The organism is Sphingomonas flavalba (genome assembly GCF_047553045.1).
GTDB classification, from domain to species: domain Bacteria; phylum Pseudomonadota; class Alphaproteobacteria; order Sphingomonadales; family Sphingomonadaceae; genus Sphingomonas_L; species Sphingomonas_L flavalba_A.
Window position 1 is genome coordinate 2,942,914 of sequence record NZ_CP180208.1, and the last position, 15,321, is coordinate 2,958,234.

At 70.0% G+C, this 15,321-nt stretch carries 12 protein-coding genes and 1 tRNA gene; 3 read left to right on the forward strand and 10 right to left on the reverse strand.

Annotated features, from left to right (window positions below; genetic code table 11):
- Window positions 1-99 precede the first annotated feature (99 nt).
- The gene (locus ACMT1E_RS14040; protein WP_414901012.1) at window positions 100-2,361 is read left to right on the forward strand and encodes an NADP-dependent malic enzyme; all 2,262 of its coding nucleotides are present in this window, start codon (window positions 100-102) and stop codon (window positions 2,359-2,361) included.
- A 74-nt stretch (window positions 2,362-2,435) separates the two neighbouring features.
- Here ACMT1E_RS14040 and ACMT1E_RS14045 read toward each other — a convergent pair whose 3' ends face one another.
- The 4 genes from ACMT1E_RS14045 to ACMT1E_RS14060 all read right to left on the reverse strand — a co-directional run bounded on the left by ACMT1E_RS14045 (window position 2,436) and on the right by ACMT1E_RS14060 (window position 5,570).
- Window positions 2,436-3,743: an ATP-binding protein gene (locus ACMT1E_RS14045; protein WP_414901014.1), complete on the reverse strand. Its 1,308-nt coding sequence runs from the start codon at window positions 3,741-3,743 to the stop codon at window positions 2,436-2,438.
- 44 nt (window positions 3,744-3,787) lie between these two features.
- On the reverse strand, window positions 3,788-4,507 hold the full coding sequence (locus tag ACMT1E_RS14050; protein WP_414901015.1) for a response regulator: 720 nt from the start codon (window positions 4,505-4,507) through the stop codon (window positions 3,788-3,790).
- 401 nt (window positions 4,508-4,908) lie between these two features.
- A tRNA-Gly gene (locus ACMT1E_RS14055) sits at window positions 4,909-4,982 on the reverse strand.
- A 90-nt stretch (window positions 4,983-5,072) separates the two neighbouring features.
- Window positions 5,073-5,570 carry a RidA family protein gene (locus ACMT1E_RS14060; RefSeq protein WP_414901017.1) on the reverse strand — a complete coding sequence of 166 codons (498 nt, stop codon included), beginning with the start codon at window positions 5,568-5,570 and terminating at the stop codon, window positions 5,073-5,075.
- A 232-nt stretch (window positions 5,571-5,802) separates the two neighbouring features.
- Here ACMT1E_RS14060 and ACMT1E_RS14065 point away from each other — a divergent pair, with 232 nt between their 5' ends.
- Both ACMT1E_RS14065 and ACMT1E_RS14070 read left to right on the forward strand, forming a co-directional pair.
- Window positions 5,803-6,762 (forward strand): glucokinase, encoded by a 960-nt coding sequence (locus ACMT1E_RS14065; RefSeq protein WP_414901018.1) that lies wholly within the window; start codon window positions 5,803-5,805, stop codon window positions 6,760-6,762.
- Window positions 6,759-7,814, forward strand: a complete 1,056-nt coding sequence (locus ACMT1E_RS14070; protein WP_414901020.1) for a YeiH family protein — start codon at window positions 6,759-6,761, stop codon at window positions 7,812-7,814. The genes ACMT1E_RS14065 and ACMT1E_RS14070 overlap by 4 nt, the downstream gene beginning before the upstream one ends.
- A gap of 27 nt (window positions 7,815-7,841) precedes the next feature.
- Here the strand turns inward: ACMT1E_RS14070 and ACMT1E_RS14075 are convergent, their stop codons facing one another.
- From ACMT1E_RS14075 to ACMT1E_RS14100, 6 genes are all read right to left on the reverse strand, one after another.
- A complete protein-coding gene (locus tag ACMT1E_RS14075; protein ID WP_414901021.1) occupies window positions 7,842-9,053 on the reverse strand; it encodes an ABC transporter permease in 1,212 nt (403 codons plus the stop codon).
- A complete protein-coding gene (locus tag ACMT1E_RS14080) occupies window positions 9,053-9,769 on the reverse strand; it encodes an ABC transporter ATP-binding protein (RefSeq protein WP_414901022.1) in 717 nt (238 codons plus the stop codon). Before ACMT1E_RS14080 ends, ACMT1E_RS14075 begins: the two co-directional genes overlap by 1 nt.
- Complete coding sequence (locus ACMT1E_RS14085) at window positions 9,762-11,105, reverse strand: efflux RND transporter periplasmic adaptor subunit (RefSeq protein ID WP_414901023.1); 1,344 nt, start codon at window positions 11,103-11,105, stop codon at window positions 9,762-9,764. The genes ACMT1E_RS14080 and ACMT1E_RS14085 overlap by 8 nt, the downstream gene beginning before the upstream one ends.
- A complete protein-coding gene (locus ACMT1E_RS14090) occupies window positions 11,102-12,493 on the reverse strand; it encodes an efflux transporter outer membrane subunit (protein ID WP_414901024.1) in 1,392 nt (463 codons plus the stop codon). The genes ACMT1E_RS14085 and ACMT1E_RS14090 overlap by 4 nt, the downstream gene beginning before the upstream one ends.
- A 233-nt stretch (window positions 12,494-12,726) precedes the next feature.
- Entirely contained in the window at window positions 12,727-12,990 is a 264-nt protein-coding gene (locus ACMT1E_RS14095; RefSeq protein WP_414901025.1) for a hypothetical protein, read from the reverse strand.
- A gap of 257 nt (window positions 12,991-13,247) precedes the next feature.
- Complete coding sequence (locus tag ACMT1E_RS14100) at window positions 13,248-15,320, reverse strand: biotin carboxylase N-terminal domain-containing protein (protein WP_414901026.1); 2,073 nt, start codon at window positions 15,318-15,320, stop codon at window positions 13,248-13,250.
- Window position 15,321: the final 1 nt, after the last annotated feature.

Here is a 15,321-nt window from a genome sequence, read left to right on the forward strand (position 1 = left end):
CCCGTCATCCCTCGGCCGCATGTTTTCGGTATCATCCGCTTGCGGCGACACCCGCCCGCCGCCTAGACCGATGGCACGGACATCAGGAGAGGGGAACGCATGACCGAAGGGGCCAATGTCGAGTTTTCGGAGCGTGAGGCGCTGCTGTTTCATTCGGAAGGGCGGCCGGGCAAGATCAAGATCGTCGCGACCAAGCCGATGGCGACCCAGCGCGACCTGAGCCTAGCCTATTCGCCCGGCGTCGCGGTGCCGGTCCGCGCGATCGCCGCCGACCCGGCAACCGCCTACGACTATACCGCCAAGGGCAATCTCGTCGCGGTGGTCAGCAACGGCACCGCCATCCTCGGCCTCGGCAATCTCGGCGCGCTCGCCTCCAAACCGGTGATGGAAGGCAAGGCGGTGCTGTTCAAACGCTTCGCCGACGTCGACGCGATCGACATCGAACTGGCGACGGAGGATGTCGGCCGGCTGATCGACGCGATCGAGCTGATGGAACCCAGCTTCGGCGGCATCAACCTTGAAGACATCAAGGCGCCCGAATGCTTCATCATCGAGCAGACGCTGCGCGAACGGATGAACATCCCGGTGTTCCACGACGATCAGCACGGCACCGCGATCATCGCCGCCGCCGGCATGATCAACGCGCTGCGTATCACCGGCAGGGAAATGAAGGACGTGCGGGTCGTCGTCAACGGCGCCGGCGCCGCCGCCGTCGCCTGCACCGAACTGGTCAAGGCGATGGGCGTGCCCTCCGGCAACGTCACGATGTGCGATTCGAAAGGGGTGATCTGGCAGGGCCGGACCGACGGCATGAACCAGTGGAAATCCGCCCATGCCGTCGAAACCGACGCGCGCAGCCTCGCCGACGCGATGCGGGGTGCCGACGTGTTTCTCGGCCTGTCGGTCGCCGGCGCGGTGACGGCGGACATGGTCCGGTCGATGGCTGACAAGCCGATCATCTTCGCCATGGCCAATCCGGACCCGGAAATCACCCCGGACGACGTCCACCGCATCCGCCAGGACGCGATCGTCGCGACCGGCCGTTCGGATTATCCGAACCAGGTCAACAACGTCCTCGGTTTCCCGTTCATCTTCCGCGGCGCGCTCGACGTCCGGGCGACGACGATCAACGACGAGATGAAGATCGCCGCCGCCCATGCGCTCGCCGACCTCGCCCGCCAGCAGGTGCCGGAAGAAGTCGCCCTCGCCTATGGCCGCGCCCACAGTTTCGGCCCGGACTACATCATCCCGGCGCCGTTCGACCCGCGGTTGATGGAGGTAGTACCCGCCGCCGTCGCCCGCGCGGCGATGGATTCAGGCGTCGCCACCCGGCCGATCCTCGACATGCCGGCTTATCGCCAGACGCTGAAGGCGCGGCTGTCGCCGACCACCTCGGTGCTGTCGCTCGCCTATGAAGGCGCCCGCGCCCGGCCGAAACGGGTGCTGTTCGCGGAAGGGGAGGAGGAAGTCGTGCTGCGCGCCGCGATCCAGTTCGCCGACGGCGGCTACGGCGTGCCGGTCCTCGTCGGCCGCGACGACGTGCACGACCGGTTGCGCGCGCTCGGCATTGACGATCCGGGCCGGTTCGAAGTCCATAACAGCGTCAACTCGCCGCTGGTCCCGGCGATGGTCGACCGGCTCTACGAACGGTTGCAGCGGCGCGGCTATCTGCGCCGCGAATGCCAGCGCATGGTCAACCGCGATCGCGACATCTTCGGCGCGCTGATGCTGCAGATGGGCGAAGCGGACGCGATGGTGACCGGCGTCACCCGCACCTATGCCCAGTCGATGCGAGAGGTGAAGCGGGTGCTCGACCCGGCCGAGGGCAAGGTGCCGTTCGGCCTGCACATCATGGTCGGCCGCGCGCACACCGTGTTCATCGCCGACACCACGGTCAACGAACGCCCGACCGCCGAACAGCTCGCCGACATCGCCGAACGCACCGCCGCCGTCGCCCGCCGGCTGGGGCAGGAACCGCGCGTCGCCTTCCTCAGCTATTCCAGCTTCGGCAACCCGCCGGGCAAATGGCTCGACAACATGCGCGACGCCGTCGCTCTGCTCGACCAGCGCCGGGTCAGCTTCGAATATGAAGGCGAAATGGCACCCGACGTCGCGCTCAATCCGGAAGTGATGAAAAGCTATCCGTTCAGCCGCCTGTCCGGCCCGGCCAACGTGCTGGTCATGCCCGGCCTGCAATCGGCCAATTTGTCGGCGAAGCTGCTGCGCGAACTGGGCGGCGATTCGGTGATCGGGCCGATGCTGATCGGCATGGAACGCCCGGTGCAGATCGCGCCGATGGGCGCCAGCGCGTCGGATCTGATCACCCTGGGCGTCCTCGCCGCCGCCGGCATCGCGCGCTAAACAGGTCCAACGCTAGCGCGCGGCGGCGGCTCGTCCCCCCGCCGTTAAAGCGGATGGGTAAGCAAGCCGACGGGTCAGCCGGCGGCCGGCAGCCAGAGTGTCGCGCGCAAACCGCCTTCGGGCCGGTTGGCCAGGCTTAGCCGTCCGCCGTGTCCGGTCGCGATCGCCCGCGCCAGCGCCAGGCCCAGCCCGGCGCCGCCGGTCTCGCGGCTGCGCGACCCTTCCGCGCGGGTGAATGGTTCGAACATCCGCTCGATCTCGTCCGGCGGGATGCCGGGGCCATCATCGTCGATCTCGACGATCGCGCCGCCCGCCTCGGCCCGCACCCGCACCCGCACCGCGCCACCGTATTTGATCGCATTCTCGATCAGGTTGCGCACCGCGCGGCGGATCAGCGTCGGCCGCATCGTCACGGCAAGCCGGGCGCTGTCCTCGGCGGTCACCGGCGCGTCAAGATCGAGGAAATCGTCGACGACGCTGTCGACCAGCGCCGGCAGGTCGACCAGCGCCGGCGGCTCGCTCGGCCGGCCGAGCCGCGCCAGCGACAATATGTCGTCCAGCGTCCGGTTCATCTCATCGATCGTCGCCGCCATCCGGTCGCGCTCGGCCTCGTCGTCGACCAGTTCGGTGCGCACCCGCAGCGAGGCGAGCGGGGTGCGCAGGTCATGGCCGATCGCACCCAGCATCCGGTCCTTTTCGTCCAGCATCGCCGCCAGCCGCTCGCGCATCAGGTTGAACGCATGGACAAGCTGGCGGATGTCGGCCGGGCCACGTTCCCTGACCGGCGGCGCCGGCGCGGCGCTGGTAAAGCTGTCGGCGGCAACGCGCAGGTCGCGCAGCGGCCGCGACAGCCGCCAGACGAACCACAGCACCGGCAGCAGGATAAAGCCGTAAAGCAGGATCGTCTGGAACAGCAGCCACAGCACGACGCGGTAGTCGTGCGGCGGAAATTGCGAGACGGCGGTGACCCATCGCCCCTCGGCCAGTTCGGCCGACAGGATCAGCGCGTTGCGCCGCGGCCCCTCCACCCGGCGCAGCGCCGCCGTCGCGGGATCGCGGACATAACGATATTCGCGGCCCATCGCCTCGCCCGCCTGTAGCTGCTCGACGCCAAGGCCAAGCTCGGTCAGCGTCTGGCCGGCGCGGGCGACGACGTCGGGGCGTTTGGGCATCGCCGGCAGGATCGGGCTTTGCGCCGTCACGACGACCATCGGTTCGAACCCCGGCGGCCGCGGCGCCTCGGCGCGCGCGACCAGTTCGGCCAGCCGGGCGATGGCGACGGCGGTGGTCTGCTGGGTGCGCTGGCGCTCGCCGGCGCGCAGCTGCAACCCGAAATTGACCGCCTGGGCGACAAGCAGCGCCGCCGCCAGCAGCAGCGCCATCTGTCGGGCCAGGCTCCGCGGCCACAGCCGCTGCGCCAGCCGCCTCAAAGCCGGGTCACGTCGGCGGCCAGCGTATAGCCGCCGCCCCATACGGTCTTCAGCAGCGCCGGGGTCTTCGGGTCCTCCTCGATCTTGCGGCGCAGCCGGCTGATATGGTTGTCGATCGCCCGGTCGAACGCATTGGCCTCGCGCCCCTGCGTCAGGTCGAGCAACTGGTCGCGGCTCAGCACCTGGCGCGGGTGGGTGGCAAAGGCGAGCATCAGGTTGAACTCGCCGGTCGACAGCGGCACGGTCACCCCGTCGCGGTCGACCAGCGCGCGCTCCCCGGCTTTCAGCACCCAGCCGGCAAAGGCATAGCTCTGGGTCTCCGGCGCCTGCTGGCGCACGCCGCCGCGCGCCGCCCGGCGCAGGATCACCTTGATCCGCGCGACCAGCTCGCGCGGGGAAAACGGCTTCACAACATAATCGTCGGCGCCCATCTCCAGCCCGACGATGCGGTCGGTCTCCTCCGCCATCGCGGTCAGCAGCACCACCGGCAGGTCACTGGTCTCGCGAATGTGGCGGCACAGGCTCAGCCCGTCCTCGCCCGGCATCATGATGTCGAGAATGACGAGGTCGATCGCATAACCGGCCAGCCGGTCGCGCGCCGCCGCCGCATCCCCGGCCTGGGTGACGCGAAAGCCGTTGCGCGTCAGATAGGCGGCGAGCGGCTCGCGGATTGAACGCTCGTCGTCGACCAGCAGCAGGTGGGGCTTGTCGTCCATCGTCCTTCCTTACCCGCGCCGAAACGAAAACGCGACGGCGCCGCATACGACAAGGGCTCCGCCCCCGGGGTGGAGGGGCGGAGCCCTGATCGGGTCCTGTCGTCTCCGCTGCCGGGCGGGGTGGGTCCCTGGCGGCGGGGGGCGCCGGCGGCCGCGACACAGGGGGGAGTCGCGAACCGCCGGCTATGGAAGGCGCGGCAGGGGTCAACCACCGGGCTTCCGCACCGCGACCCGAGCCTGCTCACGCTCTGCCGCGGTGAAACGCTACGTCCGGGTCGGGGCGGAGAGGGGGGCTCCGTCGAGACCCGCTGTCTCGATGAACCCGTTATCGCCCCGCCCTGTCGCGCGAATTTGTCGGCAGCGCGGAAAATTGTCGCAATTTGTCGCGAAGGGCGGCGGGGTGGAGCGGGTAGCGGGGATCGAACCCGCATCACAAGCTTGGAAGGCTAGTGCTCTACCATTGAGCTATACCCGCATGCCCGCGCCCGCGCGAAGGCGCACGCCCCATGCCATCCCGGCGGCGGTCACGTCAACGCCGCGCGAACACCGCCGGCAACAGCCCGGCTTAGCGCACCCGCGCGGCGGTCGCCTCGATTTCGACCAGATAGTCGGGCGCGGCGAGGGCGGCGACCTGCACGGTCGACCGGGCGACGCTGTTCGGGTTGTCGGCGGAACCGAAGAACTGGCGGAACCCCTCGTTCATCCCGTCGAAATCCATCTGCCCGCCCCGCTTCGGGTCAGCGACCAGATAGACGGTCAGCCGCACGATGTCGGCCATCTCATAGCCGCGCGCGGCAAGCACGGCCTTGATCCGGTTGAGCACGCTGATCGTCTGGGTTTTGGTATCGCCGAAACGCGCTGAGCCACTTGCGGTGGGGTCGGCCGGCGCCGCCACCTGGCCGCTCAGATACAGCATCTCCGCCTTTGCCGGCACGGTAACCGCATCCAGAATCAGGCTGGGCGTCGGCTTGGCATGACGTTCGATCGCCTGGGCATGGGCGGCGCCGGCCGTCAGGCCCGCGGTGGTAGCCGCCAGCACGGCGGTAAGCAGAAATCGGGGCATGGCCTTCTCCTTCGAGTGGGCGGCACCGCCCTTTTGCGGTGACGCCGGTTACGATGCTGTCGGCGGGAATGCGGTGACGGAACGGCGTGATGTGAAGCGACGTGATGTGAAGCGACCTGGCGCGCCCCGGCAGGCCGGGACCCTCGCGATCGGCTGCCACGCTACCGGGCCGCCCCGCCGGCGTCAACGCAACGCCGGTTGCTCCGGCGCGGCGCGGCGGCTAGGCAGCCGCATGGACATCGTCGCGGTCGACATCGGGGGCACCAACGCCCGCTTCGCGCGCGCGGCGCTTGCCGCCGACGCGGCGCCGGTGCTTGATCGGCCTTTTCGCTATGACACGGCGGCCTACCCGGACCTTGCCGCCGCATGGTCCGCCTTCCTGCGCGATTCGGGGATGGCGGCACCGCAGGGGGCGGCGATCGCGCTGGCCGGGCCGGTCGGCGGCGACACGATCGCGCTGACCAACGGCGGCTGGCGCATGCGGCGGGATGCGCTGGCCGGCGCGCTCGGCGTCGACCGCCTTGTCCTGCTCAACGATTTCGGCGCGATGGCCCACGCCGTGCCATGGATCGATGCCGCGCACAGCCGCCACCTTGCCGGGCCGGGCGTCCTGTCCGTCAGCCCCCCCGCCGGGGTAACGACGGTCATCGGCCCCGGCACCGGGCTGGGCGTCGCGGTCAGCTTGCGTCAGGGCAACGCCCACCGGGTGATCGAAACCGAAGGCGGCCATGTCGCCTTCGCCCCGCTCGACGCGGTCGAACAGCGGATTGCCGACGCGCTCGCCGCCCGCCACGGCCGCGTCTCGGTCGAACGGCTGGTCTCCGGTCCGGGGCTGGTCGCGATCTACGAGGCGCTCGGCGGCGGCGCGGCCGAGGCGCCCGCGCTCTGGGCCGCGGCGATCGACGGCAGCGATCCACTTGCCGCCACCGCGCTCGACCGGCTGGTGCTGGCGTTCGGCGCGGTCACCGGCGATCTCGCACTGGCGCAGGGCGCCGATGCGGTGCTGATCGTCGGCACCCTCGCCAATCGTATCGCCGACCGGCTGGCCGACGCCGCCTTCGTCGACCGCTTCGCCGCCAAGGGCCGGCACGAAGCCCTGATGCGGCGCATCGCCATCCGGCTGTGCACCCATCCCCAGCCCGGCCTGCTCGGCGCCGCCGCCGCCTGGCAGGCGGCACACCCGCTGCCTTGAACGGCGCGCCGCGCCCGCTGCCCGCCGCCGCCGATCTCTACGGCGACCTGCTCGATGTCGAGGCACCCGCCCGGCGGCAACCGCTCTCCGCCTATCTGCCGGGGCTGGCGATCACCGGCGTCGCGTCGCTGGCGGCGGCCTGGCTGTCGGAACATTACCATGCACCGCTGATGCTGATGGGGCTGCTGATCGGCCTCGCCTTCAATTTCGTCAACGGCGACAGCCGGCTGCACCCCGGCCTGGGCTTCGCCTCGCGCACCCTGCTGCGCTGGGGGATCGTTCTGGTCGGCGCGCAGGTGACGCTGTGGCAGATCGCCGCCCTCGGCTGGGCCGGCTTCGCGGCGATCGCGGCAATGATCGTGCTGGTCACCGCCGCCGGCGCGCTCGCCGCCCGGCTGCTCGGCCTCGGCGCCGCTTTCGGCACGCTCGCCGGCGGCGCGGTCGGCATCTGCGGCGCGTCGGCGGCGCTGGCGCTCGCCACCGTGCTTGGCGAAAAACGGGTCAATCAGGCGCAGCTGACGCTGGTTCTGGTCGCGGTCTCCGCGGCCAGCGCGCTGGCGATGTCGCTCTATCCGGCGCTCGCCGCGCTGGCCGGCCTCGACGACCACGCCGCCGGCTTCCTGATCGGCGCCTCGATCCACGACGTCGCCCAGGCGCTCGGCGCCGGCTATTCGATCTCGGACAGCGCCGGCCAGACCGCGGCAATCATCAAGCTGACCAGGGTCGCCATGCTCGCCCCGGTGCTGGTGGTGGTGGCGATGCTGTTCCGGGGGGAAGGCGGCCGGGTGTCGGCGGGGGTCGCGGTGCCGTGGTTCGTCGTCGGCTTCCTGCTGCTCGCCGTCGCCAATTCCTTCGTCACCTTCCCCGCCGCGACCGCGACACTGGCCCATCAGGGCACGTCGGTGCTGCTGCTGATGGCGGTGGTCGCCACCGGCATCCGCTCGCCGATGCAATTGCTGCTCGCGCAGGGCTGGCGCGGCTCCGCTCCGGTCATCGCGGCGACGCTGGTGTCGCTGGCACTGGCGATGACAGTGGCGCTGTTGCTTCTATGAAGGGGGCGCGGGCTGGCGCCGCCTCACCTATTCGTGCCGCAGCGCCTCTATCGGGTTGAGCGCCGCCGCCCGCCGCGCCGGGAAATAGCCGAACACCACGCCGATCAATGCCGAAAAAACGAAGGCGACGATGTTGATCGCCGGGTCGAAAACGAACGGTACGCCCAGCACCGGCGCCAGCGATATCGTCGCGACAAAGGCGATGATGATGCCGATCACCCCGCCCAGGCAGGCCAGCGCCACCGCCTCGACCAGAAACTGCAGCAGCACCTCATGCCCCAGCGCGCCGATGGCGAGGCGGATGCCGATCTCGCGGGTCCGCTCGGTCACCGACACGAGCATGATGTTCATGATGCCGATGCCGCCGACGATCAGGCTGACCGCCGCTACCGCGCCAAGCAGCCCGGTCAGCACCTTGGTCGAACCGGACACCGCGTCGGAAATCTGCTTGGTGTCGAGCACGTTGAAATCGTCCGGTGCCCCGGCGGTCAGGTGGCGCCGCTCGCGCAGCAGCGATTCGAGCGAGGCCTGCACCCGGGCGGTGTCGTAGCCGTCGTCGACCGCGACCATGATCGCGCGGATGTCGCGGTTGCCGGTGAAGCGGCGCTGCACCGTCTTGATCGGCATCACCACGACATCGTCCTGGTCGTTGCCGAATCCGCCCTGCCCGCGCGTGGCCAGCACGCCGATGACCTCGCAGCTGATATCCTTGACGCGGAAACGCTGCCCGATCGGATCGACGCCCTGAAACAGGTTGGAAACGATGGTGTTGCCGATGATGCACACCGCCTTGCCGGCCGCCTCCTCCGCCCCGGAGAACAGCCGGCCGGACGCCAGCTTCCAGTTCTGGGCGACGAAATAGTCGTTGGTCGTGCCGTTGATGCTGGTCGACCAGTTCTGGGCGTTGCGGACGGCGACGGCGCTGGCCTGCGCCTGCCCGGCGACCGCCTTCACCCCGCCGATCTGGTCGCGGATCGCGTCGAGGTCGGCCATCACGAACGACGGCGGCGCCTCGCCGGAACCACCGCCCCGGCCAAAGCCCTGCCCCGGCCGCACCATCAGGATGTTGGAGCCGAGCGAGGATATCTGCTCCTTCACCGCCGCGGTCGCGCCGTTGCCCAGCGTCACCATCGTCACCACCGCCGCCACGCCGATGACGATGCCGAGGATGGTCAGGAAAGACCGCAGCAGATGGCGGCGAATCTCGCGCAGGGCAAGGATCAGCGTGGTGCCCAGCATCAGGCCGGCACCCCGCTGCCGGCGACGTGGCGCTTGTCGATCCGCTCGACCAGCCCGTCCTTGAAGTGGACGATGGTGTGGGCGAAATCGGCCATCTCCGGCTCATGGGTGACCATGATGACGGTGATCCCGCGCCTGACGTTCAGCTCGGTCAGCAATTCCATGATCTCGATCGAACGCTCGCTGTCCAGATTGCCGGTCGGCTCGTCGGCCAGCAGCACATCCGGGCTGGTGACGATCGCACGGGCGATGGCGACGCGCTGCTGCTGCCCGCCGGACAGTTCCGCCGGGCTGTGCCCGGCCCATGGCGCCAGCCCGACCTGGTCGAGCGCGGCCATCGCCATGGCGTGGCGCACCTGCTTGTCCTCGCCGCGATAGAGCAGCGGCAGCTCGACATTCTCCAGCGCAGAGGTCCGCGCCAGCAGGTTGAACCCCTGGAACACGAAGCCAAGGTAGCGGCGGCGCAGCAGCGCGCGCTGGTCGCGGTCGAGGCTTTCGACGCGGACGTCGCGGAACCAGAACCGTCCGCTGGTCGGCACGTCGAGGCAGCCGAGAATGTTCATCGTCGTCGACTTGCCGGACCCGGACGCGCCCATCACCGCGACGAAATCGCCGCGCTCGACGGTCAGGTCGACGCCCTTCAGCGCCTGGAACGCGGTCGGCCCGCTGCCGAAGGTCTTGGTGATCTGTTCCAGGCGGATGATCGGTTCAGCCATCCGTGCGCGCCCGCTGGCCGACGATCACCTTGCTGCCCGGCTTCAGCCCGCCGCCGGTCACTTCGGTCCGGCTGCCGTCGGTCGCGCCGACCACCACTTCCACCGCCTGCGGCTTGCCGTCGGCACCGACGACATACAGCGTCCGGCGGCTGCCGGCGCCGATCGTCACTTCGCGGCTGTTGCCGCCGCTGCGCCGCGCGCGCGGGCCGGGGGTGATCGACTTGACCAGACTGCTCTGGCCGCCTTGCTGCCCGCGCGTCGCCTGCTCGGGCGAAAAGCGCAGCGCCGCGTTCGGCACCAGCAGCACATTCTCGCGCTTCTGCACCGCGATGTCGGCGGTCGCGGTCATCCCCGGGCGCAGCGCCTCGTCCGGGTTGGCGACGCGCAATATCGCGTTGTAGGCGACGACGGAGGACGCGGAACTGCTGCTGGTGGTGGTGGTGGACGATGACGACGTCGCCGAATTATTGGCGCCAACGTCGACGCGGGTGATCTTCGCCGGAAAGCTGCGGCCCGGATAGGCGTCGACGGTAAAGGTCGCCTCCTGCTCCGCCTTGACCTGGCCGACATCGGCCTCGTCGATCGCCACCTGCAGCTTCATCGACGTCAGGTCCTGGGCGATGACGAACAGCGTCGGTGTGTTGAACGACGAAGCGACGGTCTGCCCCGGCTCGATCTGGCGGGCAAGGACGACGCCCGACACCGGCGAGACGATCGTCGCCCGCCGCCGCTGGGTGGTGTCCGAACTCACCTGCGCGCGGGCCGACACGACATTGGCCTCGGCGGCACGCAGATTGGCCAGCGCGCGCTGCACCGTCGCCTGCTGGGTCGCCATCTCGGTCTTGGCCGGCACCCGCCCGCCCGACAGGCGCGACACCTCCTCAAGCCGGGCGAGCTGCGCCTTCGCCTCGGCAACGCTCGCCTGGTTCTGCGCCACCGTCGCCTGCGCGGCGCTGAGCGCCGCCTGCGACCGGACGATCGCGTCGTTGAACGTCGCCGGGTCGATCTCGGCCAGCCGCTGGCCGGCGGTCACCCGGTCGTTGACGTCGACATAGACCTTGATGACCTGGCCGGACAGCTGGGCGCCGACGTCGACCTGGTTCTCCGGCTGCAGCTTGCCGGTCGCCGACACCGTCACCGCCAGATTGCCCTTCTGCGCCTCCTGCGTCGCATATTCGGTCTTGGTCTCGCCGCCGAACCGCCAGACGAGCAGCAGCACCAGCAGCAATATGCCGCCGCCGACGATCCATTTCAGCCAGCGTTTCCACGGCGCCGGCGCCGGCGTGCCGAGGAAGTCGTCGAGGTTGGTCTGGGGTTCGGCTGCGGATGCCATCATGATCCCTCATTGGGCAGGTCGGCCGGCTGCCAGCCGCCACCGAGCGCCAGGTAAAGCTGGACCAGCGCGGTCGCCGCGTCGGCCTTCGCCTGATTGAAGCCGTCGCGCGCGCTGAGCAGCGAGCGTTCGGCGTCGAGCAACGTCCGGAAATCGGTCAGCCCGGCCCGGTACTGGCTGCGCGCCAGCAACGCGGCGTTGGTCGACGCATCGAGCGAGATCGCGATCTGCGTTTCCCGCTCGCGCGCCGCCCGCAACGCAACCAGCCCGTTCTCGACATCCTCCAGCGCGGTCAACACCGTCGCCTTGTAGGCGGCAAAGGCGCCGTCGGCCGCCGCCTGCTGGGCCCGTGCCGCCGCCTGCCGCCGGCCGCCGTCAAACAGGATCTGCGACAGGTTGGCGAACAGCCCGCCGGTAATAACATCGCCCAGCCCGCCAAGGCGCAGCGCCGACGTGCCGACATTGCCGCTGATGCCAAGGCCGGGGAGCAGCGCCGCCCGCGCCACGCCGATCCGCGCCGTCGCCGCCGCAAGGCCGCGCTCGGCGCCGCGCACGTCCGGGCGCTGGCGCAACGTGTCGGCGGGGATGCCGGCGGCAACCGCCTCCGGCCCCTCCGGTATCGCGCCGGGCACGGTCAGCCGGTCGGTCACAGCGCCGGGCGCCTGCCCGGTCAGCACCGCCAGCCGGTTGGCCGCGGCGGCAAAGCTCTGCTCCAGCCCAGGGATCGACGCGGCGGTCGACGCCCGCTGCTGCCGCGCCTGCTCCTGATCGAGCGAGGAAACCAGCCCGGCCTGCACGCGGAAGCCGGCGATCTCCAGATTGTCGTCCTGGGTGACCAGCGTGTCGCGGGCGATGGCAAGGCTCGCCTGCGCCTGCCGCGCCAGCACGTAATTGCGCGCCACCTCGCCGGCGATCGCGATCCGCACCGCCTCCAGGTCGTAGGCGCTCGCCGCGCTGTCCGCCCGCGCCGCCTCCACCGATCGCCGCACCCCGCCGAACAGGTCGAGCTGCCACGCCGCGTCGGCGCCAAGCGACAGGCGGCTGGTGTCCGGCGCGCTATTGTCGAAATTGCGCCCGCCGCCCGCCGACGCATCGAGCGAGGGCAGCAGGTCGGCCCGCGCCTGGACCAGCGCCTCGCGCGCCTGCCGCAGCCGCGCCTCGCCCTGTGCGATGTCCAGGTTGCCGGCCAGCGCCTGATCGACCAGCCCGGTCAGCACCGGGTCGCCGAACAGCGTCCACCATTGGGTCAGGTCGCCCGGCGTACCGGCCGGCGAAGCGGCATGATAGGCGTCGGGCACGCCCAGCGCCGCCGGCTGCGGCCGTGCATAATCGGGTCCGGCCGCGCAACCGGCAAGCAGCAGGGGCAACAGCAGCAGGCCGGGTTTCGGCATCCATCCGGTTCGCAACGACATCGGGCCTTGTGACATGAACGCGCCTTCTGGCGAGCGGTGGCTGCACCCAGCATGAACGCAAGCGTCACGATCGGGTTGCCAGGCGGGCAAATTACCCGGTCAGCGGGCCACTGCGGCGCGTCCGCCGGCACCGCCACCGTTGGTCGAAAACACGCCGCGCCGATCCGCTTCCACCCCGAAGCGGACCGGCGCGGACACCACCGGCGCGCTACTCAGTAGCAGACGCGCACGCGGTGGCGGTGGCGCCATTCCCAGCGGCAATGCGGCCGGTAATAGGCGCCACGATGGCGGTAATATTTGCGCTTCTTGTGCCACTTGCGGTCGCGGTCGTAGCGCGGCCGATACCGGTCGCGGTAACCATCGTAATACCCGCTGTAATGGTTGCTGTAATAGCCACGGGGGCGGGCCTCGGCGGGTGCCGGTATGGCAAGCGACGCGACAACACCGGCCGCGGCCAGCGCGGCGAGCAGTTTCATGACATCCTCCTGTCGACTCTGACTGCGGGGAGGATGCTAACCCGCCAAAGCTGAACCGCCTCTGTGCCCGCTGTTCATCTGCGGTCAGGCCGGAAACGCCTCCACCATTGCGGGCCGCGCAGCGGCGCGGCGTTCCTCGGGAGGCGGCACCAGCCCACGCCCCCACCCGGCCGCCCAACGACAGTATCCTGAAATGGGCGGCCGGGTGGGGGCGTGGGCTGGTGCCGTGCCCGGATCCGGCAAAGCCGGACCCGATCCTACGCCATCTCCAGAATCACCGCGTCGACCGCCAGGCTGTCGCCGGCGGCGGCGTTGACCGTCTTGACCACCCCGGCCTTCTCGGCGCGCAGGATATTCTCCATCTTCATTGCCTCGACCACCGCCAGCGGTTGCCCGGCCTCGACCGAATCACCGGCTTCGACGTGCAGCGCGATCAGCAGGCCCGGCATCGGACACAGCAGGAATTTCGACAGGTCGGGCGGGATCTTCTCGATCATGTGGCGGGCGAACGGCGCGACATGGCCGGGCAGCACCTGCGCGACATGGCTCGCGCCGCGTGTCGTCAGCCGCCAGCCGCCCCGCGTCGGGGCGATCCGCACCGCCAGCGGCGCGCCGTCGATCTCCGCCTCGACGACGCGGTCACCCGGCGTATATTCCATCGCCAGCGCCAGCGGAGCACCGTCGACGGTGATCGCGTCACCGGCGATTGCGACCGCCCGGCTTTCTCCGCCGATCGTCACCGCCCAGCGGTCCGGCGGCGGCAGGCGGCGGCCAAGCTGGCCGTCGATCCGCCGCGCCCGGTCGGCCTCGGCGGTGGCGACGAAGGCGGCGATCGCGGCAAGCTGGCCCATCAGCGCGGCATCGGCCGGCGCGCCGGTAAAGCCGTCGGGATATTCCTCGGCGATGAAGCCGGTGGTCAGTTGCCCGGCGCGGAAGCGCGGGTGCTGCATCAGCGCCGACAGAAAATCGATATTGTGCCCCGGCCCGTCGATCTCGAAGCGGTCGAGCGCGGCGACCTGAAGGTCGGCCGCCTCGTCGCGCGTCGCGCCGTGGGTGATCAGCTTGGCGATCATCGGGTCGTACCAGATCGACACCTCGCCGCCCTCGGCGACGCCGTCGTCGACCCGCACATAGCCCCCGCCGTCGTCAGCCTCGTTTCCAGCCGCCCCCTCTTCCCTGTCCATGTCGAGCGAAGTCGAGACACCCGCCTCGCCCTCGGACGCCTGCGACTCCACCGGCGGCACATAACGCACCAGCCGCCCGGTCGACGGCAGGAAGCCGCGATACGGGTCCTCGGCATAGATCCGGCTCTCGATCGACCAGCCGTCGATCCGAACCTCGTCCTGCGTGAAGCCCAGCGTTTCGCCCGCCGCGACGCGGATCATCTGCTCGACAAGGTCGAGGCCGGTGATCGCCTCGGTCACCGGGTGCTCGACCTGCAGCCGGGTGTTCATTTCCAGAAAATAGAAACTCTCGCCGGTCGCGTCGGCGCCGGACACGATCAGCTCGACGGTACCGGCGCTGTAATAGCCGACCGCCTTCGCCAGCGCGACGCACTGCTCGCCCATCGCCTTGCGCATCTTCGGGGTGACGAACGGCGACGGCGCTTCCTCGACCACCTTCTGGTGGCGGCGCTGGATCGAACATTCGCGCTCGTTCAGGTAGACGATATTGCCGTGCTGGTCGCCGAGGATCTGGATCTCGATATGGCGCGGGCTCTCGATGAATTTCTCGATGAACACCCGGTCGTCGCCGAAACTGGCCAGCCCCTCGCGCCGCGTCGCCTCGAACCCCTCGCGCACGTCCTTTTCGGACCAGGCAAGGCGCATCCCCTTGCCGCCGCCCCCGGCCGACGCCTTCATCATCACCGGATAGCCGATTTCGCCGGCGATGCGGACCGCCGCCTCGGTATCGGCGATCTCGCCCAGAAAACCGGGGACGACGTTGACCCCGGCCGCCTTGGCCAGCTTCTTCGACTCGATCTTGTCGCCCATCGCCGCGATCGCATTCGGCGGCGGCCCGATGAAGGCGATCCCCGCCTCGGCCAGCGCCTCGGCGAAGCTGGTCCGTTCCGACAGGAAACCATAGCCGGGGTGGACCGCGTCCGCCCCGGTCGCCTTGCACGCGGCGATGATCGCGTCGGCCAGCAGATAGGATTCCGCCGCCGGCGGCGGCCCCAGCCGCACCGCCTCATCCGCCATCCGCACATGCGGGCTGCGCGCGTCGGCATCGGAATAGACCGCGACCGTCGCGATCCCCATCCGCTTCGCGGTGCGGATCACCCGGCAGGCAATCTCGCCGCGATTGGCGATCAAAATCTTCTTGAACATT